Source organism: Polaribacter sp. SA4-12, assembly GCF_002163675.1.
In the GTDB taxonomy this organism is placed as follows: Bacteria; Bacteroidota; Bacteroidia; order Flavobacteriales; family Flavobacteriaceae; genus Polaribacter.
Map to the genome: position 1 here is coordinate 1,956,521 of NZ_CP019334.1, position 19,847 is coordinate 1,976,367.

Consider the following 19,847-nt stretch of genomic DNA (forward strand, 5'->3'; position numbering starts at 1 on the left):
TCAATAAATGCTATTATATTTGCACCCGCTTAACGGCCATGTGGCGCAACTGAATAGCGCACTTGATTACGGCTCAAGAGGTTGCTGGTTTGAATCCAGCCATGGTCACCACTAAAACCAGTACTTTCCAACGATTTGGAAATTACTGGTTTTTTCTTTTGCATACCTTTCGCACACTTTCTTTTAATTAAAATGATTAAACACCAACCCCTTAAAAAACTAATTAGAAGTAAGTTAAAATTATTTCGGGATATTTTCAATAAAAACAACACACTATATAAATCATAGTTAACAATAACACCTATCAAAATACAGTAACAAAAAAAAACACTATCATAAAATTTATTAGTATCACTTTATAAATAAGTATTATTTCGTTTACAACGATTTCTCAAGACAAATGAGAGTGTTAGAAGTATTATATTCATTTCCCTTACCTAAACAAATGAACCTTAGCAAGAAGAAATAGTCACAAATACTTATTTTTTTATACAAGAGAAAGTTTTTTTCATTTACAGTATAATGCAAATAGAAAAGACCCTGAATAAAAATTCAAGGCCTTTTCATCTAACCAAACTTAGTATAAAAACTAACTACTACTATCTTTAAAAATCTTTACAGATCCATATATTACGGCTATGAGAAACAACGCTACTGTTAGTCCGTCTATTGGTAAACCTGGAGGAGGAGGAGGAGGTGCTGGAGGAGGGACAATTTGTCCATATCCTAAAGCAGGAGCTATAAAAACTATTAAAACTATTATGATTCTTTTAATCACCATTCTCTTATCTCTCGTTTATATGACTTATTTTATTTCTTAAAGTCACTACAAATAAAGAATAAAATAGGCTTTTTTATATTTTTTTTCGATGAATTGCACTTTAGTGAAGATATTACTCAATCATTAGACGATATGAGGAAATACTATATCGTTATATTTTTACTAATTATTCTGATATTTGTGGAGGTTTATAGAAAGAACTTCACTCTAGGCTAAAAAAATGAAAATGCTTTTTCCTTAGGATAAACTGCTATAAAGATTCAGCTTTCTTTAAATTATTGATTTTAAATCTAACACAGAACACCTACATGATTAATTAAACTCACCATGCAACCAATTCATTCGAGTAGTTATCCAATCCTTTAAATGATGTACTTCTTCTGAGTGCGTATTATACCAAATCGGATTAGGCCATATATAAACCCCTAAAGTTGGCCATGTTTCGTAGTTTTTAACTTGAGAGCGATCTAAATACTCACCATAAGCATCAATTTTATCAAGAATAACATCTGTATTATTATAGAAATACATGAATCGTTCTTTTACTTGATTTTCAAAATTAGGATCTTCAAACAAACGTTTGTACCATGGATTTTCTTTTACCCAAAAACCTTCAGCATACCTAGAATCTGCATAATCTACATTTCCATATGAAAGATCAAAATCCCAAATAGGACCCATTTTAATTTTTTCTCCTGGAACATAGTTAAAATAAATACTAGAATACCATTGAGCATCTACAGTCTTTGCAATTTCTTGTATTAAATACCAATCTATAAAACTAGATACATCAATATACCTCTGATAACCAACTTGCGAGTCTTTAAAATTATTACCAAATAACGCAGCTTCAAAATCGTTTATATAATTTTTGATCAAATTAAACGCTGCACTATTATAATCTACAGAAGGTTCTTTTATATTAAACACATTTGTTGAATGAAATTGAGAGAAAATTGTTGGTTGAAAAAATACATCATCAACATCTATTCGATGGTCTTGATCAATTTCAATCAAATAACCATTGTCAGGAAGGTTCAATCGGTTGGTTTTAACTTCTACTTTTTGGGTAACTAAATAAGTTCCGTTGTATTTATCATTCAAAAACACTTCTGCATATTCTGCTTTTGGAGTATACTCTAAATTACTCATCGCTCCTAAATCTAAAGATATTTTATTTCTCATGAGAGATTTATCAGAATACTCCGCTAGAAACAACCATTTTTTATCTTCTTCCATCCCTAACATTGGTGTTTTATCTCCAAATTTTAGTTGATAGGGTTTTTTAGGATGCAAAAACCACGTAGAATTTCCTCTACCCCTAATTTTCATTTCTTGAGTAGTCAGATCCTCAAAATAAAGACCTCCTTTTACAGTTACAGATCCTTCAACATAATTTTCTTTAGAATCGATAGCTGCATTATTTGTGTTTATTAAAATTCGTGGAAGACCAGTAAAGTAGGAAATTTCTATATAGTACGTTTTAGAATCTGTAGTAGTATTGTTAGAAACAATATAAGCTAATACTTTATTAAAATCATTACCATTTACACCTGTCGTTTGTTCTATATCATTAACTTTAACGCTACCTCCAACAATTTCAAAAGATGCGACTAACGCTTCTATATTACACAAATAATTAACTGAACCTGAATACGTATCTACTCCATCAAAAGTTAAATTTATATCTTGAGTTAAAGTTGAATTAAATTCTGATAAAAATGAAAAGGAAGTCATTTCTATAGGAAGATTTGTTACATAAGAAACCTCAATAAAATAGCTTTTAGAACTCGTGTTTTCAGCATTCGACAACACATACTCTAACGTTGTTTTAAAATTATTACTACTAACAGAACTTATTTGTAATACATCGTTTATAGTAACATTATCTGCAATAGACTCGTAAGTTGCTACTAAACTTTCTATATCCAAGAAATAATCAAAAGCCCCAGAAAAGGTATTAACTCCATCAAAAGTTAATACTAAATCTTCTGTGATTGTAGAATTAAACTCCGACAAAAATGAAAATGAAATCATTTCTACAGGAATTGGCGCTACAACAACATCTTCTTTATTACAAGAAATTATGATAAGAAATAAAAGTAGAAAGTATTTTTTTATTGCGCCTTTAAAAATGTAGTGATTCTCAGATAACATAACGATATAGTTTATAAATGGGAAACTATTACAATCGTTTGACTTGGTGTTATTTTACACCAATACAAAAACCATACAAAAACGAATTTGTAGACTATTTAGCGTTATAGAAACGCCTTTCTTTAAAAAAACAAATTAAAGCACTTAAGAAAAAGACACTATTTAATCTAAATACTGCTTAATAGCAATACGATGTGCAGGAATACTTTTGTCGTAATTTTCTACTAATATTTCTAAAATCTCTGGTGGTTTAACTCCGATATCTTTTTTAGATTGATATCTAGAAACATATAAATTATAGGTAGCGTTCTTCTTTTCGAAAATTAAAAAATGAGTTTCATTTAATTCTGTAAAGCAAATTTCGCTTCCAGAAAAGGCCTCTGAAGCATCTAAAAAGAAAGTTGAAAACTCATAATACTTAAAAACATTTTCCATAATTATATCAATTCTGCAGATAAACCTAATTGTAGTAATTTAGAACATCTTGGTTCTAAATATTTATATTCTCCAGACTTTACTGTACATTTTCCTTTATAATGAACTAAAGTTGCACATTGTTCTGCTTGTTCAAAAGTATGCTCACAAACATCAATTAAAGCGTCTATTACATGATCAAATGTGTTAACATCATCATTATGTAATACTATTTCATGTTGATGTGTTTCTTCCTCTAAGACATCAACGTCTTCTTGAATTTTTTCTTTTGTACTCATAATCACAAAATTACAACTTATTGTACTTCAATGCAACCCAATTATTTCTCTCTATAAAAGTTTCTAATTTTAAATCATATTTAGATACTTCTGCATCAATAATAGGTATGTCTTCTTGATAAAAACCACTTAAAAGTAAAACGCCATTTTCATTTAAGCAATTTGCATACACTTTCATATCCATCAACAAAATGTTTCTGTTGATATTGGCAATAATAACATCATACTTTTTATTAATTAAAAGCGATGAATCTCCTTCATAAACAGAAATATTTTTACAATTATTTCTTTCTACGTTTTCTAATGAGTTTTCATAACACCAGTTATCAATATCTATAGCATCTGTAGGTTTTGCACCTTTCATTTCAGCAAAAATTGCTAAAATTCCAGTTCCACATCCCATATCTAATACCTTCTTATTTTCTAAATCTAATTTTAATAAATGCTGAACCATCATGTGTGTCGTTTCATGATGACCTGTACCAAAACTCATTTTTGGCTCTATTACAATATCGTATTTTAAATTTGGATTCTCATGAAATGGCGCACGAATACTAACAACATCGTCTACTTGAATAGGTGTAAAATTCTTCTCCCATTCTGCATTCCAATTTGTTTGTTCAACTTCATTTTGATTATATTCAATCGAAAACTCATCAGAATTTAAAACAAAAATACTATCTAGAATATCAGCACTCCAATCTTCTTTTTGAATGTAACCTGTAACTCCATTTTCGTTTTCAACAAAACTCTCAAAACCAACATTGCCTAATTCTGCAATTAAAATTTCTGTTGCTGGTTCTTTAGGTGTTACTGTAAAATTGTATTCTATATAAATATTATCCATAAACTTGTCGTAAAAAAAAAAATGCATCAAGATTTTTAAAATCTCGATGCAAATTTATTGTAAATATCTTTAAATACGATGCTTAAATAGCTTTAATAATTCCTGTAAAGTCATCTACGTTTAAAGCAGCTCCACCAATTAAACCTCCATCTACATCTGGCTTAGAAAAAATTTCTTCTGCATTTGCAGGTTTTACACTTCCTCCGTATAAAATAGAAACATTATCTGCCACTTCTTTATTGTATTTTTTCTCAACAATACTTCTAATAAAAGCATGCATTTCTTGTGCTTGTTCTGCACTTGCAGTTTCACCTGTTCCGATTGCCCAAACTGGTTCGTAAGCTAAAATAATACTTTTCCAAGCACCTGCTTCTAAATGAAATAATGCATTTGCTATTTGGCTTTCTACTACTGCAAAATGATTATCAGATTTTCTATCTTCTAACAATTCTCCAAAACAAAAAATAGTTTCTAAATCATTTGCTAAAATAGCATCCACTTTTGCTGCTAAAGAAGCATCAGTTTCATTAAAATAAGTTCTTCTTTCAGAGTGACCTAAAATAACAGTTTTAATTCCGATTGCTTTTAACATATCTGCAGAAATCTCACCTGTATAAGCGCCATTTTTAGCTTCATGCATGTTTTGAGCTACAACTTCTATTTTAGATTTTTTAGCTGCTTTTAAAGACGCAGATAAGTTTACAAAAGTAGGAGCAACAATTACACGAGTATTTTTTAATTTTACATCTTTAATTGCCTTTTTTAAATCTTTGACAAGTTTTTTGCTCTCACTCTTATCATTATTCATTTTCCAGTTACCAGCTACTATTTTTGTTCTCATAATTGTTATTTTATCACCTAAAAGGTTGTATTAATTTTTATTTATTTATTCAATTTATTTATGATGTAAATTTAAGAAATGGAAAAACAAAAATCAATGAGAAATTCAAATAGTTACGATAACGTTTTATATAGATTTTTTTAAAGCAGTAATAATGTCTTTATCTGAAGCATCAGTAGCTTTAAAGAGTGTTATCTTTCCGTTTTCATCAACAACAAGATATCTAGGAATCCAACTAACATTTAAAAAATCTACCAAATCTCCATTCTTCATTCCTTTTGGTAAATTATAATGTTCCCCTATCACTTTATAACGTTTTACACCTCTTTTCCAAGAACCAACTCTTTCATCAACAGATAAAAACAAAAACACCACTTCTGGAAATTCTTTTTGAAGCTCTTTTACCTTTGGCATTCCTGCTAAACAATCTCTACACCAAGAAGCCCAAACATCAATTAAAATTTTTTGTCCTTTATGTTGATTAATTACTTCATGAAGTGTTGAAGGAACATCTTCTAAATTATATAATTTTTCATTTAAAGCTTTTTCTGAAAACTCAGTAGGAGTTTCAAAATTACAACTCAAAATGATGCATAGTAAAACTAAAATTGATACTTTTTTAAACATGTATTGGTTTTTATTTTTTGTCTTATAATATATCTATTACTTACAAATAGACGCTTTATTTAAAAACAAAAATACTTACTTTTGCGTAACTTTTAGAAAACAAATGACAACACAACAACTTATTGCCCAAATTAGAAAGAAAAAATCATTTTTATGCATTGGATTAGATGTGGATTTAAACAAAATCCCATCGCATCTTTTAAAAGAAGAAGATCCTATTTTTGCCTTTAACAAAGCAATTATTGATGCGACTCATCACCTGTGTGTTGCTTACAAACCCAATACTGCTTTTTATGAAGCTTATGGTATAAAAGGTTGGCAATCTTTAGAGAAAACAATTCAATATTTAAATAGTAATTACCCTGAAATTTATACAATTGCAGATGCAAAACGTGGAGATATTGGTAACACCTCAACAATGTATGCAAAAGCATTTTTTGAAGATTTAGCGTTCGATTCTGTTACGGTTGCTCCTTATATGGGAAAAGATTCTGTAGAACCTTTTTTAGCTTTTAAAGACAAACATACCATTATGTTAGCCTTAACTTCTAACGAAGGCGCTTTCGATTTTCAAACAAAGGAAGTGAATGGTAGAGAATTATACAAAGAGGTTTTAGAGACTTCTAAAGGATGGAAAAATTCTGAAAACTTAATGTATGTTGTTGGCGCTACAAAAGCTGAATATTTTGCTGAAATTAGAAAAATAGTACCTACTTCTTTTCTTTTAGTTCCTGGTGTTGGAGCACAAGGAGGTAATTTACAAGATGTTTGTAAATATGGTTTATCAGAAAATGTTGGTTTGTTAATTAACTCTTCTAGAGGAATTATTTATGCTTCGAACAATAAAGATTTTGCTGCTAAAGCTACTGTAAAAGCTGAAGAATTACAAAAAGAAATGTCAGAAATTTTAAATCAATAATTTAATGAAATTACAAGATCAAATAGGAAGAATTTTAGAGTTCAAAGAAACTCCAAAAAGGATTATTTCTCTTGTACCAAGCTTAACTGAGTTATTAGTAGATTTAGGTTTAGAAGATTGTATTGTTGGTATTACAAAATTCTGCATTAGTCCTACACACTTAAAACAAACCAAAGCAATTGTTGGTGGAACAAAAAATATTAATGCTGATAAAATTAAAGCTTTAAATCCTGATATAATTCTTTGCAACAAAGAAGAAAATAGTAAAGAAATTGTAGAAATTTGCGAAGCAATAGCACCTACGCATGTTTCTGATATTTTTACGATTGATGATAATTTAGAATTGATCAATCAATATGGAATACTATTTTCTAAAGAAAAGGAAGCTTTAGAAATGAATACCGAAATTAATTTTAAACTCACTAAATTTAAGGAATTCATCAAAAATAAAGAAGCTAAAAAAATAATTTATTTTATTTGGAAAGATCCTTGGATGGCTGTTGGAAACACGACTTTCATCAATCATTTATTGCAATTAAACAAGTTTGACAACATCTATCAACATGAAGAACGTTATCCTGAAGTTGATTTAGAAAAGATGAAATTAAATATCGATTTAGACTTGGTTTTATTATCTTCTGAACCTTATCCTTTTAAAGAAGAACATATTTTAGAAGCAGAAAAATTTACTCATAAAGCAAAAGCGATTCTTGTAGATGGAGAAATGTTTTCTTGGACCGGAAGTAGATTATTAAAAGCATTTGATTACTTTAAAACACTCCATTAAAATATAATTTTCAAAGAAAAGAAGTTATATAAAAAACGATTCAATATTTAAACAGTAATCTATATAACTCTTAAAGAGGAATTATTTATGCCTCAAACAATGAAAATGTTGCTACTAAAGCTGAGATAAAAGCAGAAGAGTTGCAAAAAGAAATGGCCGAAATTTTAGATGAAGTTTAAACTTTTATTTTTTAAGTATCCTAAAGGTTTCTACTCTAGCATCACTTTCTAACTTTAAAAAATAAACACCCTTTTTGAGTGCAGAACAATCTACATCTTGATTTATTTCATTTATAAAAAAAGATTTTACTTTACTTCCTGTAAGGCTATATATTACTGCTTTAGCTCCAATAAATAAGTTGGGTGTTTTTATTCTTAATTTATCATTTATTGGATTTGGATATATTTTTATTTCGTCTAAACTAGAACTGGTAAAAGATGCAGTAGATTCTTGATAAACTCTTATATAATCTATTTCCATTTTACTTGAAGTAAAACTAGAAGCGATTCCTGGTTGTATTGCTATATTTAACAGTAAATACTGTTCAGCATCAAAAGGCCAAGTATTTGAGTTTTTTATTTCAGGATGATACGTATAATGAGTAATTCCATCAACTTTAAAAACCATTTTTTCTGAAGACCAATCTAAACTATATATATGAAAATCGCTTGAGGCAGTAGAAATCGTTTGTCCTCCATGATTTACAGTTCCTCCATAACTAGAAGGAGTATGCATTGCACTTTGCACAAAATTCTGATTAGAACCCCAATGTTCCATAATATCTACTTCTCCACATGCGGGCCAAGATTTTGTTCCGTAAGTATTTGTCCAATAGCCTCCTGGTTCTATGATATTTTTCCCCAACATCCAAATAGCTGGCCACGTTCCAACGCCAGTTGGTAATTTTGCTTTTATTTCTACTCTACCATATTGAAAAGCAAATTTTGAATTTAATCTTGCAGATGTATATCCTTTAGTAACTCCCTGATTTGTATATGTTTCTTTTTTTGCTTCAATATTTAAAACACCATTATTTCTATAAGTGTTTTCTACTCTATCTGTGTAATGTTGAATTTCGCCATTATACCAACTTCCGCCATTTGGTAATTGTGTTTGATGAAACCATTTTTCTGTGTTTACAGCTCCATTACCATCAAATTCATCTGACCAAACTAAATTATTAAATATAGGGTCTGGACTAGAGTTATTATCTTCTTCATAAAGAATTCCATCATATAAAAAATCATCTATATATGCCGTTACATTACTCGTGTTATTTTCACCATTTACTTGTAATAAAACTCTATTAAAATCAGTTCTATTAATTGGATTTTCTGAGGTTGAATCTAAGTTGATAAAATTATCATTTGCAAAATCAAACGAAATTGTTTGCCATTGATTTAAAATTACTGGTTTAATAATTTCTGATTGTGTTGTCCAAGGTTGCCCTAAACTTCCATCTTGAAGTTTTAATGATATTTGATTTGTTTCATTTCCTGTAATTTCAGAAGAAGAAATATAAATTTTGAGGCTAAAAGTTCTGTTAGTTGACAAATCGAAATTTATACTTGTTTCAAAACGAACATTGGCATAAGAACCTCCAATATCATCATATTTAAAAACATTCTCGGAAGTATTGATTCCTGTTTTATGTGGATTTTGATAACCAGCTTCAAAAATACAATCATCTCCAAACCAAGTAGAAATAGTTCCATTACCTTCAAAATCATCTTCAACTGTTTGAGCAATTGTAACTATACTTATAAATAAAAAAAAGAATGTAAAAAAGCATTTCATATTGGCTAAAATTATATTTCCTCAAATAAAGTATGTTAATGAATGATATGCAAAATAAAACCCCATACAAAAACCATACATATAAAAAAGACGCTGTATTATTAAATACAGCGTCTTTTTTTATCATTAAAGATGAACTCTTATTTCTTGTCTTGCAACGCAAATACTTGCTGTAATAATGCTGTATTACGTAAACCTGCTTTTTCTCTAATCCCTTTTTCCTCTACTTCAATCATAGTAAAAACACCATTTAATGCTTGTGTTGTTACATAAATTGTTAAATCTGGATTTACCTTTTTTACAAAAGGAATAGAATTGTATTTACTAATTAAGTTGCTCCAAACCTCATCTGCACCAACCTTAGAAAAAGAATTCTTTATCACTGGGCTAAAACTTGCATATAATTCATCTGTAGTTTTATCTTGTAAATAAGTTGTCGCAGCATTTTGCTCTCCTAAAAGAATATTTTTAGCATCAGCAAATGTCATGTCTTTTACAGCATTTACAAAAATTGGAGTCGCAGTTTTCACAGCATCTTCAGCAGCCCTGTTTAAAACTTTAATTCCTTCATCAGCCAAATTACCTAAACCTATTTGACGTAAACCTTTATCAACAGCCTGTAATTCTTCTGGCAACATAATTTTTACTAAATCATTTTTATAAAACCCATCTGTTGCTGTTAGTTTTGAAACCTGATTTTTTATTCCGTTATCTAAAGCTTCCCTTAAACCATTACCAATTTGTTCTTGACTTAAAGCACCACTTTTTGTTACTTGATTAACTACATTTTGTAATTCTGCACATCCTGTAAATTGAATTGCAATTACTAATATTAAAATTCTTTTTATCATTTTTATAAATTTATCTATTCTTATGAAACTATTTCCGACTGAAAGTCACTATTTATTTAAAAGTATCTGTTTTTTTATCGTATCCATAAGGACAATGTTTACATCCGCTTTTACAGCAATGACCTCTTTTTAGGTGGTACTTCTCTGTAAAAACTCTGTAACCTTGTTCATTAAAGTAGAAATCGCCTTCTTCTAAAGGAATTCTTTTATTATACATAATACACTCTATAATTTATTTATTTTTCGTCCCTATTTCAATATAAAACAAAACCTTAACTAAGGCTATGCTTTGATTTTCTATTATTTTATTTGAACAAAAAATAATTCAAATTTAGAATACGCGTTTCAAAATTAAATAGGTGTTGCAAAAATATCATTTTAATCCATAAAAAAAGCGTTCATAAGAACGCTTTTTTAAATTTTTATTTTTCTTGCCCTGGAGGAAATCTTGAAATAATTTCTTTCACAAACAACTTAATTCTTTCTTCTTTTTTAGCTCTGTTCTGAAGCTTTAAAGCTCCTGTACCAATTCCTTGCCAAACTAACTCTTTCTTTTCTTTATCTATAAAATCAATAAACAAAGTTCCCTCTGTATATTGGCTCAAACTAAGGTTATTGTTCATTCCTCCCCAATAAGGATTAAATCCCCAACCAAAACCGTAACCAAAATTATTATTCTGATTTACATTTACTTTCTCTCTCGATTTTGTAAAAATACCAACTAACATATCAGGATTCGTAGATTTTGTAAACCCTTTGGCTAACAATTCAGTTTCAATTGCTCTTAGAATTCTTTTTTTATCTAAATCAGAAATTTTAGCTTTATCAATTTCCGGTTTGTAAAAAGCAAACGTTTTATATTTATTAAAATCTACTTTAGAATCATAATCTGTAACAACTTTTACAGCGTTACAGGAAGATAATAAAATGACACTTATTAATAAAAGGACACCTTTTTTCATAATAATTATTTTAAGTTATTGAATCTATTAAAGCATCATCAACTAAGTTTGGAAGTGTAACTTGTAAATCTTTTTTAGCTTTCATTGCTCTTTTAATTGCAAAGATAGCCTCTTTATTCCTTGCCCAACTTCTTCTTGAAATTCCGTTGTTCACATCCCAAAAAAGCATTGATTCTAAACGCTTTGATGCTGCTTTAGAACCATCAAGAAGCATGCCAAATCCTCCATTTATAACTTCTCCCCAGCCAACACCTCCTCCATTATGAATTGAAACCCAAGTTGCGCCTCTAAAACTATCACCAATTACGTTCTGAATAGCCATATCTGCAGTAAACTTAGAACCATCATAAATATTAGATGTTTCTCTATAAGGCGAATCTGTACCAGAAACATCATGATGATCTCTTCCTAAAACTACAGCTCCAATCTTTCCGTTTTTAATGGCTTTATTAAATGCTTTTGCTATTTTAATTCTTCCTTCTGCATCTGCATATAAAATTCTTGCTTGAGAACCTACTACCAACTTATTTTCTTGAGCTCCTTTTATCCATTGAATATTATCAGTCATTTGTTGCTGAATTTCAACTGGAGAATTTTTCTTTATTTTTTCTAAAATTTTACAAGCAATTGCATCCGTTTTTTCTAAATCTTCTGGTTTTCCTGATGAACAAACCCATCTAAATGGTCCAAATCCATAATCGAAACACATTGGCCCCATAATATCTTGAACATAACTATTATAAGCGAAAGCTTCGCTATCCGATTTTAACTCACTCTTGCTACAGAAAACACCTTTGCTATCTTTATAAACAGTTGCTCCAGCTCTACTCGCTTCTAATAAGAATGCGTTTCCATAATCGAAAAAATAAGTTCCTTTTACAGTGTGTTTATTTATTGCTGATGCGTGTCTTCTTAATGTTTCTTGTACTTTTTCTTTAAATAACTTCGGATTTTCTGCCATCATTACATTGGCATTCTCAAAAGAAATATCAACAGGATAATAACCTCCAGCCCAAGGATTATGTAATGATGTTTGATCTGAACCTAAATCTATGTGAATATTTTCTGCATCAAACTTTTCCCAAACATCAACAATGTTTCCTAAATAAGCGATTGAAACAGTTTCTTTAGTTGATTTTGCTAATTTTACTCTAGCTACTAACGCATCTAAATCCGTGATTTTTTCATCAATCCAACCTTGATTTAAACGTACTTGTGTAATTTTAGGGTTCACCTCAGCACAAACCGTAATACAACCAGCAATTGTTCCTGCTTTTGGTTGTGCTCCAGACATGCCTCCTAAACCCGAGGTAACAAATAAATTTCCTTTTGGTGCTTTTTTAATTTTTCTAAATCCGTTTAAAACAGTAATTGTTGTTCCATGTACAATTCCTTGTGGACCAATATACATATAACTACCAGCTGTCATTTGTCCATATTGAGAAACTCCTAAAGCATTCATTTTCTCTAAATCATCTGGTTTTGAATAATTCGGAATCACCATTCCGTTTGTTACCACAACTCTTGGTGCATTTTTATTAGAAGGAAATAATCCCATCGGATGACCAGAATACATGGTTAACGTTTGTTTATCTGTCATTTCTGATAAATATTTCATCGTTAATAAATATTGTGCCCAATTCTGAAAAACAGCTCCGTTTCCTCCATAAGTTATTAATTCATGAGGATGTTGTGCAACAGCATAATCTAAATTATTCTGAATCATTAACATAATTGCTTTTGCTTGTTCAGATTTTCCTGGATATTCAGCAATATCTCTTGCATACATTTTATATGCTGGTCTAAATCTGTACATATAAATTCGACCATAACTCTCTAACTCCTCAGCAAATTCGGGTAATAATTCAGCGTGTTGTTTTTTATCAAAATAACGAAGTGCATTTCTTAAGGCTAACTTTTTTTCATCAGCAGATAAAATATCCTTTCGTTTTGGAGCATGATTCATTTTTAAATCATACTGTTTTATACTTGGTAAAATATTAGGAATACCTTCTTGGATTTGCTCTTTAAATGTCATTACGAACTTAATTTGTGTGGATTAACAAATATATTTATTTTGGACTAATATTTGTTCTACTACTATTTATGATTTTTATTTCTAAACATATCGTTCCAAATGGTTTTGTTGGAATTACGCTTTTTCCTTTTATTATATTAAAAAAGGAAGCTTTAAAACAAAACCAAATTCTTATCAATCATGAAAAAATTCATTTAAGACAACAACGAGAATTATTGGTACTGCTTTTCTACATTATTTACGGTTTCGAGTGGATTATTAAATTTTTTATTTATAAAAATGGTTATCTTACCTACAAAAATCTAAGTTTTGAACGTGAAGCTTATCAAAATGAATACAATTTATCCTACTTTAAGACTAGAAAAACCTGGGATTTTATAAAATATTTTTAATTAACTTAAAGAATTGTTGTATTTTTTTAAGAATTCCGTAAATTTCGAGCATAAAAATAAACATTTATTACGAATGAAACAAACTACACCATATAAACCTGAACATAAAGTACGTATTGTAACTGCTGCTGCTCTTTTTGATGGACATGATGCTGCCATAAATATTATGCGTAGAATTATTCAATCTACAGGAGTTGAAGTCATTCACTTAGGTCATGATAGAAGTGTTGAAGAAGTGGTCAATTGCGCCATTCAAGAAGATGTAAATGCCATTGCAATCACTTCTTACCAAGGAGGACACAATGAGTATTTTAAATATATGTTCGATTTATTAAAAGAAAAAGGCGCTGAACATATTAAGATTTTTGGTGGTGGAGGCGGTGTAATTCTTCCTGAAGAGATTAAAGAATTGATGGATTATGGAATTACAAGAATTTATGCTCCAGATGATGGTCGTGAGCTTGGTTTACAAGGAATGATTAATGATTTGGTTGAAATTTCTGATTTTAAAACGCCATCCTTAATCCTTCCAAAGGGAAAAAAAGTAGCAGATTCTTTAAAAGAAAAAAATATAAATACAATTGCAAGATTAATTTCTTTTGCAGAAAATCAACATACCGAATTTGACAAACTATTTTCTCCTTTAGAGAAATCAAAAGATGATTCTTGCCCTGTTTTAGGGATAACTGGAACTGGTGGATCTGGAAAATCATCTTTAGTAGATGAATTGGTTCGTCGTTTTTTAATTGACTTTCCAGAAAAAACAATTGGTTTAATTTCTGTTGATCCGTCAAAAAGAAAAACTGGCGGCGCACTTTTAGGCGATAGAATTAGAATGAATGCAATTAATAATGAACGTGTTTATATGCGCTCATTAGCTACTCGTCAATCTAATTTGGCTTTATCTAAACATGTAAACGAAGCTATTGAAGTTTTAAAAGCGGCTGAATTCGATTTAATCATTTTAGAAACTTCTGGAATCGGACAATCTGATACAGAAATTATAGAACATTCTGATACTTCTTTATACGTAATGACTCCAGAATTTGGTGCTGCAACTCAATTAGAAAAAATTGATATGCTAGATTATGCTGATTTAGTAGCCATTAATAAGTTTGATAAACGCGGTGCTTTAGACGCAGTTAGAGATGTAAAAAAACAATATATGCGTAACAATAATTTGTGGCATATTCATCAAGATGATTTACCTGTTTATGGTACAATTGCATCACAATTTAACGATCCTGGAATGAATACTTTGTATAAAAGTATTATGGATAAGTTGGTTGAGAAAACTGGTGTAGATTTAAAATCGAAAATGGAAATTACGAAAGAAATGTCTGAAAAGATATTTGTAATTCCACCTGCAAGAGTTCGTTATTTATCTGAAATAGCAGAAAGCAACAGAGCATATGATAAAAAAGTTGATGAACAAGTTATTGTTGCTCAAAAACTATATGGAATTTATCAAACAATAGAATCGATTACAAATTCATCTATAGATATTATTAAAACTGGGTTGAATGAAGATGAAATTCTAGCAATTGAAAACACACAAGAAGATAAAGAATTCTTAAAATTACTTTTTGCTCAATTCGAAAAAGTAAAATTGAACCTAAACCCTTACAATTGGGAAGTTATCTTAAACTGGAAAGACAAGGTTCAAAAATATAAAGACCCCATTTATACATTTAAAGTACGTGATAAAGAAATAAATATAGAAACACATAGCGAATCACTTTCGCATTCTCAAATACCTAAAATTGCGTTACCAAAATACCAAGCTTGGGGAGATTTATTACGTTGGAATTTACAGGAAAATGTTCCTGGAGAATTCCCTTACACAGCAGGATTGTATCCATTTAAAAGAACAGGTGAAGATCCAACAAGAATGTTTGCTGGAGAAGGTGGACCAGAAAGAACAAATCGCAGGTTTCATTATGTGAGTTTAGGAATGGACGCAAAACGCCTTTCTACAGCTTTCGATTCTGTTACTTTATATGGAAATGACCCTGGTAAAAGACCCGATATTTATGGAAAAATAGGAAATGCAGGAGTTTCTATTTGCTGTTTAGACGATGCTAAAAAATTATATTCTGGTTTCGATTTAAGTCACGCAATGACTTCTGTTTCTATGACCATAAATGGACCAGCACCGATGTTGTTAGGTTTTTTTATGAATGCTGCAATTGATCAAAATTGTGAGAAATACATTTTAGAAAACAAATTAGAAAAACAAGTTGAAGCCACTTTTATAGAAGTTTATGATTTAAAAGCTTTAGAAAGACCTGTTTATCAAGGTAAATTACCAGAAGGAAATAATGGTTTAGGTTTGATGCTTTTAGGTTTAACTGGAGATTTAGTTTTACCATCAGACGTTTATCAACAAATAAAAAAAGACACTTTAGCGCAAGCTAGAGGAACTGTACAAGCTGATATTTTAAAAGAAGATCAAGCTCAAAATACGTGTATTTTCTCTACGGAATTTGCATTAAGATTAATGGGTGATGTACAAGAGTATTTCATCGAAAAACAAGTAAGAAACTTTTATTCTGTTTCTATTTCTGGTTATCATATTGCCGAAGCTGGAGCAAACCCAATTACACAATTGGCATTGACTTTGTCTAACGGTTTTACATACGTTGAGTACTATTTATCTCGTGGAATGGATATTAATAAATTTGGTCCGAACTTATCATTTTTCTTTTCTAATGGAATTGACGCAGAATATTCAGTAATTGGTAGAGTTGCTCGTAAAATCTGGGCAAAAGCGATGAAAAATAAATACGGTGCAAATCCGAGAGCACAAATGTTAAAGTATCACATTCAGACTTCTGGACGCTCTTTACATGCTCAGGAAATTGACTTTAACGATATTAGAACTACGCTTCAAGCCTTGTACGCTATCAATGATAACTGTAATTCTCTACATACAAATGCGTATGATGAAGCAATTACAACTCCAACTGAAGAATCTGTAAGAAGAGCAATGGCGATTCAGTTAATTATCAATAAAGAATTAGGATTAACAAAGAATGAAAACCCAATACAAGGTGCTTTTATTATTGAAGAATTAACAGATTTAGTAGAAGTTGCAGTATTAGAAGAATTTGATAGAATTACAGAACGTGGAGGCGTTTTAGGAGCGATGGAAACCATGTATCAACGTTCTAAAATACAAGAAGAAAGTTTGTATTACGAAACTTTAAAACATAATGGAGAATTCCCAATTATTGGCGTAAATACTTTTTTAAGTTCTAAAGGATCACCAACTGTGCAACCAGAGGAAATTATTCGTGCAACTGAAGAAGAAAAACAATTTCAGATTCAAACTAAAGAATTGTTGAATAAAGCAAATCCAACGAAAGTTGAAAATCAAATTGCAATTTTACAGGAAGCTGCAATTCAGAATGAAAATTTATTTGATAAGTTAATGGAAGCGACAAAAGTTTGTTCTTTAGGTCAAATTACAGAAGCTTTGTTTAAAGTTGGTGGACAATATAGAAGGAATATGTAAAAACCAATTATATTTGTTAAAAAAAAATTATGACTATGAAAAAGTATATCGTTATTCTATTAGGAGTATTATTCTTTAGTGTTAATATTCATTCTCAAGAAAAGAAAATTACCATTAGAGTTAAAGACGTTAATAATAAACCTGTTGCTGGTGCAATCATTCTTTTTGATAATGTAAAACAAAAAGTATGGACAAATTCAAAAGGAATTTTTAAAACAAAATTTAAAGTTGCACCTAAAGAAATAAGTGCTTTTCACCCTAATATTGGAATAACAAAAATAAAATATGAGGGAAGAGAAAACATCTTATTAAAAATAAAGAAAGGAAATGATGCACATGTAGTTTCAACCAATCCAAAACGAAAAGGATCAAATTCTAGTCAATTTAATACTATTTATGATTATTTAAGAGGAAAAATCCCAGGTGTACATGTTTCTTCAGATAATATAATTGCAATAAGAGGATACAATTCTATAAACGGAAATATGACGCCTCTTTTTATATTGAATGGTACAAATATATCACAAGAAGTATTTGGAAGAATTATACCAAATGACATTAAATCTATAACTGTTTTAAAAGGTCCAGACACAACTATTTATGGTATTAGAGGTGCAAATGGTGTTATAGTTGTTAAAACCAAATAATACAATTCATATTTAAAAATAGAGAAAGCCACACAAATTGTGTGGCTTTTTTATTTTAAACTTTAATTAAATCAAACTTATCAATCGAAAACTCAAATCCTTTTTCTAATAATTTTTCTGGATAGACTTTTCTGCTTTTTAAAATTAATTCAGGTTCTGTTCCTATTAATATTCCTCCTAAATTTAGAAGAAATTTCGGCGTTGGAATTCCGATAAAACAGTTTAATTTTTTTCTTAATTTCTTTTGAAAATCTTTATTTCTAATAGGATTTGGAACACATAAATTATAAACCCCTGCTTCTTTATCAATTAAAAACGCAATAGCTTTCACATAATCCTCCTCTGTTATAAAACTTATAAACTGATTTCCTGAAACTTGTTTACCTCCAAATCCTAATTTAGCTAATCTCTTCATTATAGGAAAAGCTCCTCCTTTATTCCCAATAACGATAGAAGTTCTTGTAATTATTTTTCTTGTTTTGGGTAAATTAAAAGAATTAAAAATTGTTTCCCATTTCTTGCACACATCCATAGAAAAATCTATACCAATTTCACCTTTATTTTCTGTCATTAATGTACCTTCTGAATGTCTGTAAATAGTAGCTGATGAAGATTGAATAAATACTTTTGGCGGAAACTTTAATTGTTGAATTACTTTACAAAGTAGATTTGTGCTAATAATTCTACTACTATAAATCACTTCTTTATTAGTTTCTGTATATCTACAGTTTACAGATTTACCAGTTAAATTTATCAATACATCTGTAGCTTCTAAAAAAGTTATCCAATAACCTTCTGTTTCTCCATCCCATTTTAAGTAAGAAATATTCTCTTTATTTACAAGCTGTTTTCTACTCAATATATAAATTGAATTATTCTTGTCTTTAGCAAAATGTTTGGTTAAAATTTGTCCTAAATACCCTGTTCCACCAGCTATTACTATTTTCATAAAATTTACAATTTTATTTTTAAGTTATTCTCTTTACTTGCTTTTCTTCCTTTTAAAAAGAATACAATAAAAAGTATCATTCAATTCCTAAATAGATTGAAAAACCACCAATTTTTGCACTCAAAGCTTTAACTAAATCCTTATAACCAGATAAGTTATAAATTGATATAATTATTGAAACATAAATAACCTAAAAATAAATCTATTTAAGCTTCACATATTGTGAAGCTTAAATAGATTTATTTTTAGGAATTAATTATTTTACTAATATTCAACACAGCTTTTTTTACTGCGTTTTCTGCTTCTAATTGAGCTTTTAATAATTCTGTTTCAATATTATCATTCGTATTAGTATCTTCTGAAACTGACGCATTCTTATTGTTTTGCTCGTTGGATAAATCTTCTTCTGAATTACTCATCATTTAGGTTTTTATTATTTTTCTTTATTCATTTCAATAATTAAATCTTGTAATTCTTTAATTGAAGTTGCTGCATTATTACTTTTTACAACTTCTTCCATTAATTTCACAGCCTCTAAAGGGCTAGATACTAACATTGCTTTTGCAGCAACAGTTGTAACTGTATTTTGTAACATAAACATCTGTTGCTGTTGATTTACAACATTTAACATCGCCATTCCTGTAGCTTGTGTTAGTATCTGTTTTGAAATAGAAGTTAAATTTTCACTTCCTTTTTCAAGTAGATTATTAATCTCCTTAATAGAATCAATAACTTGACTATTTACAGATGAATTTTGTGTAGAACTACTATTTTCTGCTTCTACACTCATTATTTACCTATTAAAGTTTCTATACATTGAGTAGTAATTGCTTGCGCTAAAGTATTAGAATGCTGTTGCTGACTTACTGAATTCTGCATTGCAAGTCCCATTGCGCTTGCCATAGATTGATATAATGATCCCATTGCCATTGCTGGAGATTCACTTAATACTTGTACATTAGTTTGTGTTACTGCGTCAGTTATTTGACTATTTACTGCTGTTGGAAATGCCATAATTATTT

At 29.6% G+C, this 19,847-nt stretch carries 21 protein-coding genes and 1 tRNA gene; 7 read left to right on the top strand and 15 right to left on the bottom strand.

Features of this window, described 5'->3' with window-relative positions; translation table 11 throughout:
- Positions 1 to 34 precede the first annotated feature (34 nt).
- Both BTO07_RS08475 and BTO07_RS08480 read left to right on the top strand, forming a co-directional pair.
- Positions 35 to 111, top strand: a tRNA-Arg gene (locus BTO07_RS08475).
- Between the two features lie 527 nt (positions 112 to 638).
- Positions 639 to 821 (top strand): hypothetical protein, encoded by a 183-nt coding sequence (locus tag BTO07_RS08480; RefSeq protein WP_087520821.1) that lies wholly within the window; start codon positions 639 to 641, stop codon positions 819 to 821.
- 272 nt (positions 822 to 1,093) lie between these two features.
- On the opposite strand, the gene BTO07_RS08485 is transcribed toward BTO07_RS08480, so the two are convergent.
- The 6 genes from BTO07_RS08485 to BTO07_RS08510 form a co-directional block, all read right to left on the bottom strand.
- Positions 1,094 to 2,938, bottom strand: a complete 1,845-nt coding sequence (locus BTO07_RS08485; protein WP_087520822.1) for a CotH kinase family protein — start codon at positions 2,936 to 2,938, stop codon at positions 1,094 to 1,096.
- 162 nt (positions 2,939 to 3,100) lie between these two features.
- On the bottom strand, positions 3,101 to 3,373 hold the full coding sequence (locus BTO07_RS08490) for a hypothetical protein (RefSeq protein WP_087520823.1): 273 nt from the start codon (positions 3,371 to 3,373) through the stop codon (positions 3,101 to 3,103).
- A 2-nt stretch (positions 3,374 to 3,375) separates the two neighbouring features.
- Positions 3,376 to 3,651 carry an ATP-dependent Clp protease adaptor ClpS gene (locus tag BTO07_RS08495; RefSeq protein WP_087520824.1) on the bottom strand — a complete coding sequence of 92 codons (276 nt, stop codon included), beginning with the start codon at positions 3,649 to 3,651 and terminating at the stop codon, positions 3,376 to 3,378.
- A gap of 10 nt (positions 3,652 to 3,661) precedes the next feature.
- Positions 3,662 to 4,498, bottom strand: a complete 837-nt coding sequence (gene prmA / locus BTO07_RS08500) for a 50S ribosomal protein L11 methyltransferase (protein ID WP_087522584.1) — start codon at positions 4,496 to 4,498, stop codon at positions 3,662 to 3,664.
- A gap of 82 nt (positions 4,499 to 4,580) precedes the next feature.
- Complete coding sequence (gene tpiA, locus BTO07_RS08505) at positions 4,581 to 5,339, bottom strand: triose-phosphate isomerase (protein ID WP_087520825.1); 759 nt, start codon at positions 5,337 to 5,339, stop codon at positions 4,581 to 4,583.
- A gap of 126 nt (positions 5,340 to 5,465) precedes the next feature.
- Positions 5,466 to 5,966 carry a TlpA family protein disulfide reductase gene (locus BTO07_RS08510; protein WP_087520826.1) on the bottom strand — a complete coding sequence of 167 codons (501 nt, stop codon included), beginning with the start codon at positions 5,964 to 5,966 and terminating at the stop codon, positions 5,466 to 5,468.
- 103 nt (positions 5,967 to 6,069) lie between these two features.
- Here BTO07_RS08510 and pyrF point away from each other — a divergent pair, with 103 nt between their 5' ends.
- Both pyrF and BTO07_RS08520 read left to right on the top strand, forming a co-directional pair.
- Entirely contained in the window at positions 6,070 to 6,885 is an 816-nt protein-coding gene (gene pyrF / locus BTO07_RS08515) for an orotidine-5'-phosphate decarboxylase (RefSeq protein WP_087520827.1), read from the top strand.
- A 4-nt stretch (positions 6,886 to 6,889) separates the two neighbouring features.
- Positions 6,890 to 7,672, top strand: a complete 783-nt coding sequence (locus tag BTO07_RS08520) for an ABC transporter substrate-binding protein (RefSeq protein WP_087520828.1) — start codon at positions 6,890 to 6,892, stop codon at positions 7,670 to 7,672.
- Between the two features lie 183 nt (positions 7,673 to 7,855).
- Here the strand turns inward: BTO07_RS08520 and BTO07_RS08525 are convergent, their stop codons facing one another.
- The 5 genes from BTO07_RS08525 to BTO07_RS08540 form a co-directional block, all read right to left on the bottom strand.
- Positions 7,856 to 9,469, bottom strand: coding sequence for a family 16 glycosylhydrolase (locus BTO07_RS08525; protein ID WP_087520829.1), 1,614 nt, complete (start codon positions 9,467 to 9,469; stop codon positions 7,856 to 7,858).
- Between the two features lie 140 nt (positions 9,470 to 9,609).
- Entirely contained in the window at positions 9,610 to 10,320 is a 711-nt protein-coding gene (locus BTO07_RS08530; RefSeq protein WP_087520830.1) for a DUF4197 domain-containing protein, read from the bottom strand.
- A 52-nt stretch (positions 10,321 to 10,372) separates the two neighbouring features.
- Positions 10,373 to 10,537: a DUF5522 domain-containing protein gene (locus tag BTO07_RS17425; protein ID WP_198342526.1), complete on the bottom strand. Its 165-nt coding sequence runs from the start codon at positions 10,535 to 10,537 to the stop codon at positions 10,373 to 10,375.
- 205 nt (positions 10,538 to 10,742) lie between these two features.
- Entirely contained in the window at positions 10,743 to 11,282 is a 540-nt protein-coding gene (locus BTO07_RS08535; RefSeq protein WP_087520831.1) for a DUF4136 domain-containing protein, read from the bottom strand.
- 10 nt (positions 11,283 to 11,292) lie between these two features.
- Entirely contained in the window at positions 11,293 to 13,320 is a 2,028-nt protein-coding gene (locus tag BTO07_RS08540; protein WP_087520832.1) for a urocanate hydratase, read from the bottom strand.
- Between the two features lie 68 nt (positions 13,321 to 13,388).
- Here BTO07_RS08540 and BTO07_RS08545 point away from each other — a divergent pair, with 68 nt between their 5' ends.
- From BTO07_RS08545 to BTO07_RS08555, 3 genes are all read left to right on the top strand, one after another.
- The gene (locus tag BTO07_RS08545; RefSeq protein WP_087520833.1) at positions 13,389 to 13,712 is read left to right on the top strand and encodes a hypothetical protein; all 324 of its coding nucleotides are present in this window, start codon (positions 13,389 to 13,391) and stop codon (positions 13,710 to 13,712) included.
- A 73-nt stretch (positions 13,713 to 13,785) separates the two neighbouring features.
- Complete coding sequence (locus BTO07_RS08550) at positions 13,786 to 17,229, top strand: methylmalonyl-CoA mutase family protein (RefSeq protein WP_087520834.1); 3,444 nt, start codon at positions 13,786 to 13,788, stop codon at positions 17,227 to 17,229.
- Positions 17,230 to 17,264: 35 nt separating this feature from the next.
- Positions 17,265 to 17,876 carry a TonB-dependent receptor plug domain-containing protein gene (locus BTO07_RS08555; protein WP_157663313.1) on the top strand — a complete coding sequence of 204 codons (612 nt, stop codon included), beginning with the start codon at positions 17,265 to 17,267 and terminating at the stop codon, positions 17,874 to 17,876.
- Positions 17,877 to 17,931: 55 nt separating this feature from the next.
- Here BTO07_RS08555 and BTO07_RS08560 read toward each other — a convergent pair whose 3' ends face one another.
- The 4 genes from BTO07_RS08560 to BTO07_RS08570 all read right to left on the bottom strand — a co-directional run bounded on the left by BTO07_RS08560 (position 17,932) and on the right by BTO07_RS08570 (position 19,839).
- A complete protein-coding gene (locus BTO07_RS08560; protein ID WP_087520836.1) occupies positions 17,932 to 18,825 on the bottom strand; it encodes a TIGR01777 family oxidoreductase in 894 nt (297 codons plus the stop codon).
- Between the two features lie 245 nt (positions 18,826 to 19,070).
- Complete coding sequence (locus BTO07_RS17310; RefSeq protein ID WP_157663314.1) at positions 19,071 to 19,244, bottom strand: hypothetical protein; 174 nt, start codon at positions 19,242 to 19,244, stop codon at positions 19,071 to 19,073.
- A 14-nt stretch (positions 19,245 to 19,258) separates the two neighbouring features.
- On the bottom strand, positions 19,259 to 19,615 hold the full coding sequence (locus BTO07_RS08565; RefSeq protein ID WP_087520837.1) for a RebB family R body protein: 357 nt from the start codon (positions 19,613 to 19,615) through the stop codon (positions 19,259 to 19,261).
- A complete protein-coding gene (locus BTO07_RS08570; RefSeq protein WP_087520838.1) occupies positions 19,615 to 19,839 on the bottom strand; it encodes a RebB family R body protein in 225 nt (74 codons plus the stop codon). The genes BTO07_RS08565 and BTO07_RS08570 overlap by 1 nt, the downstream gene beginning before the upstream one ends.
- Between the last annotated feature and the right edge of the window lie 8 nt (positions 19,840 to 19,847).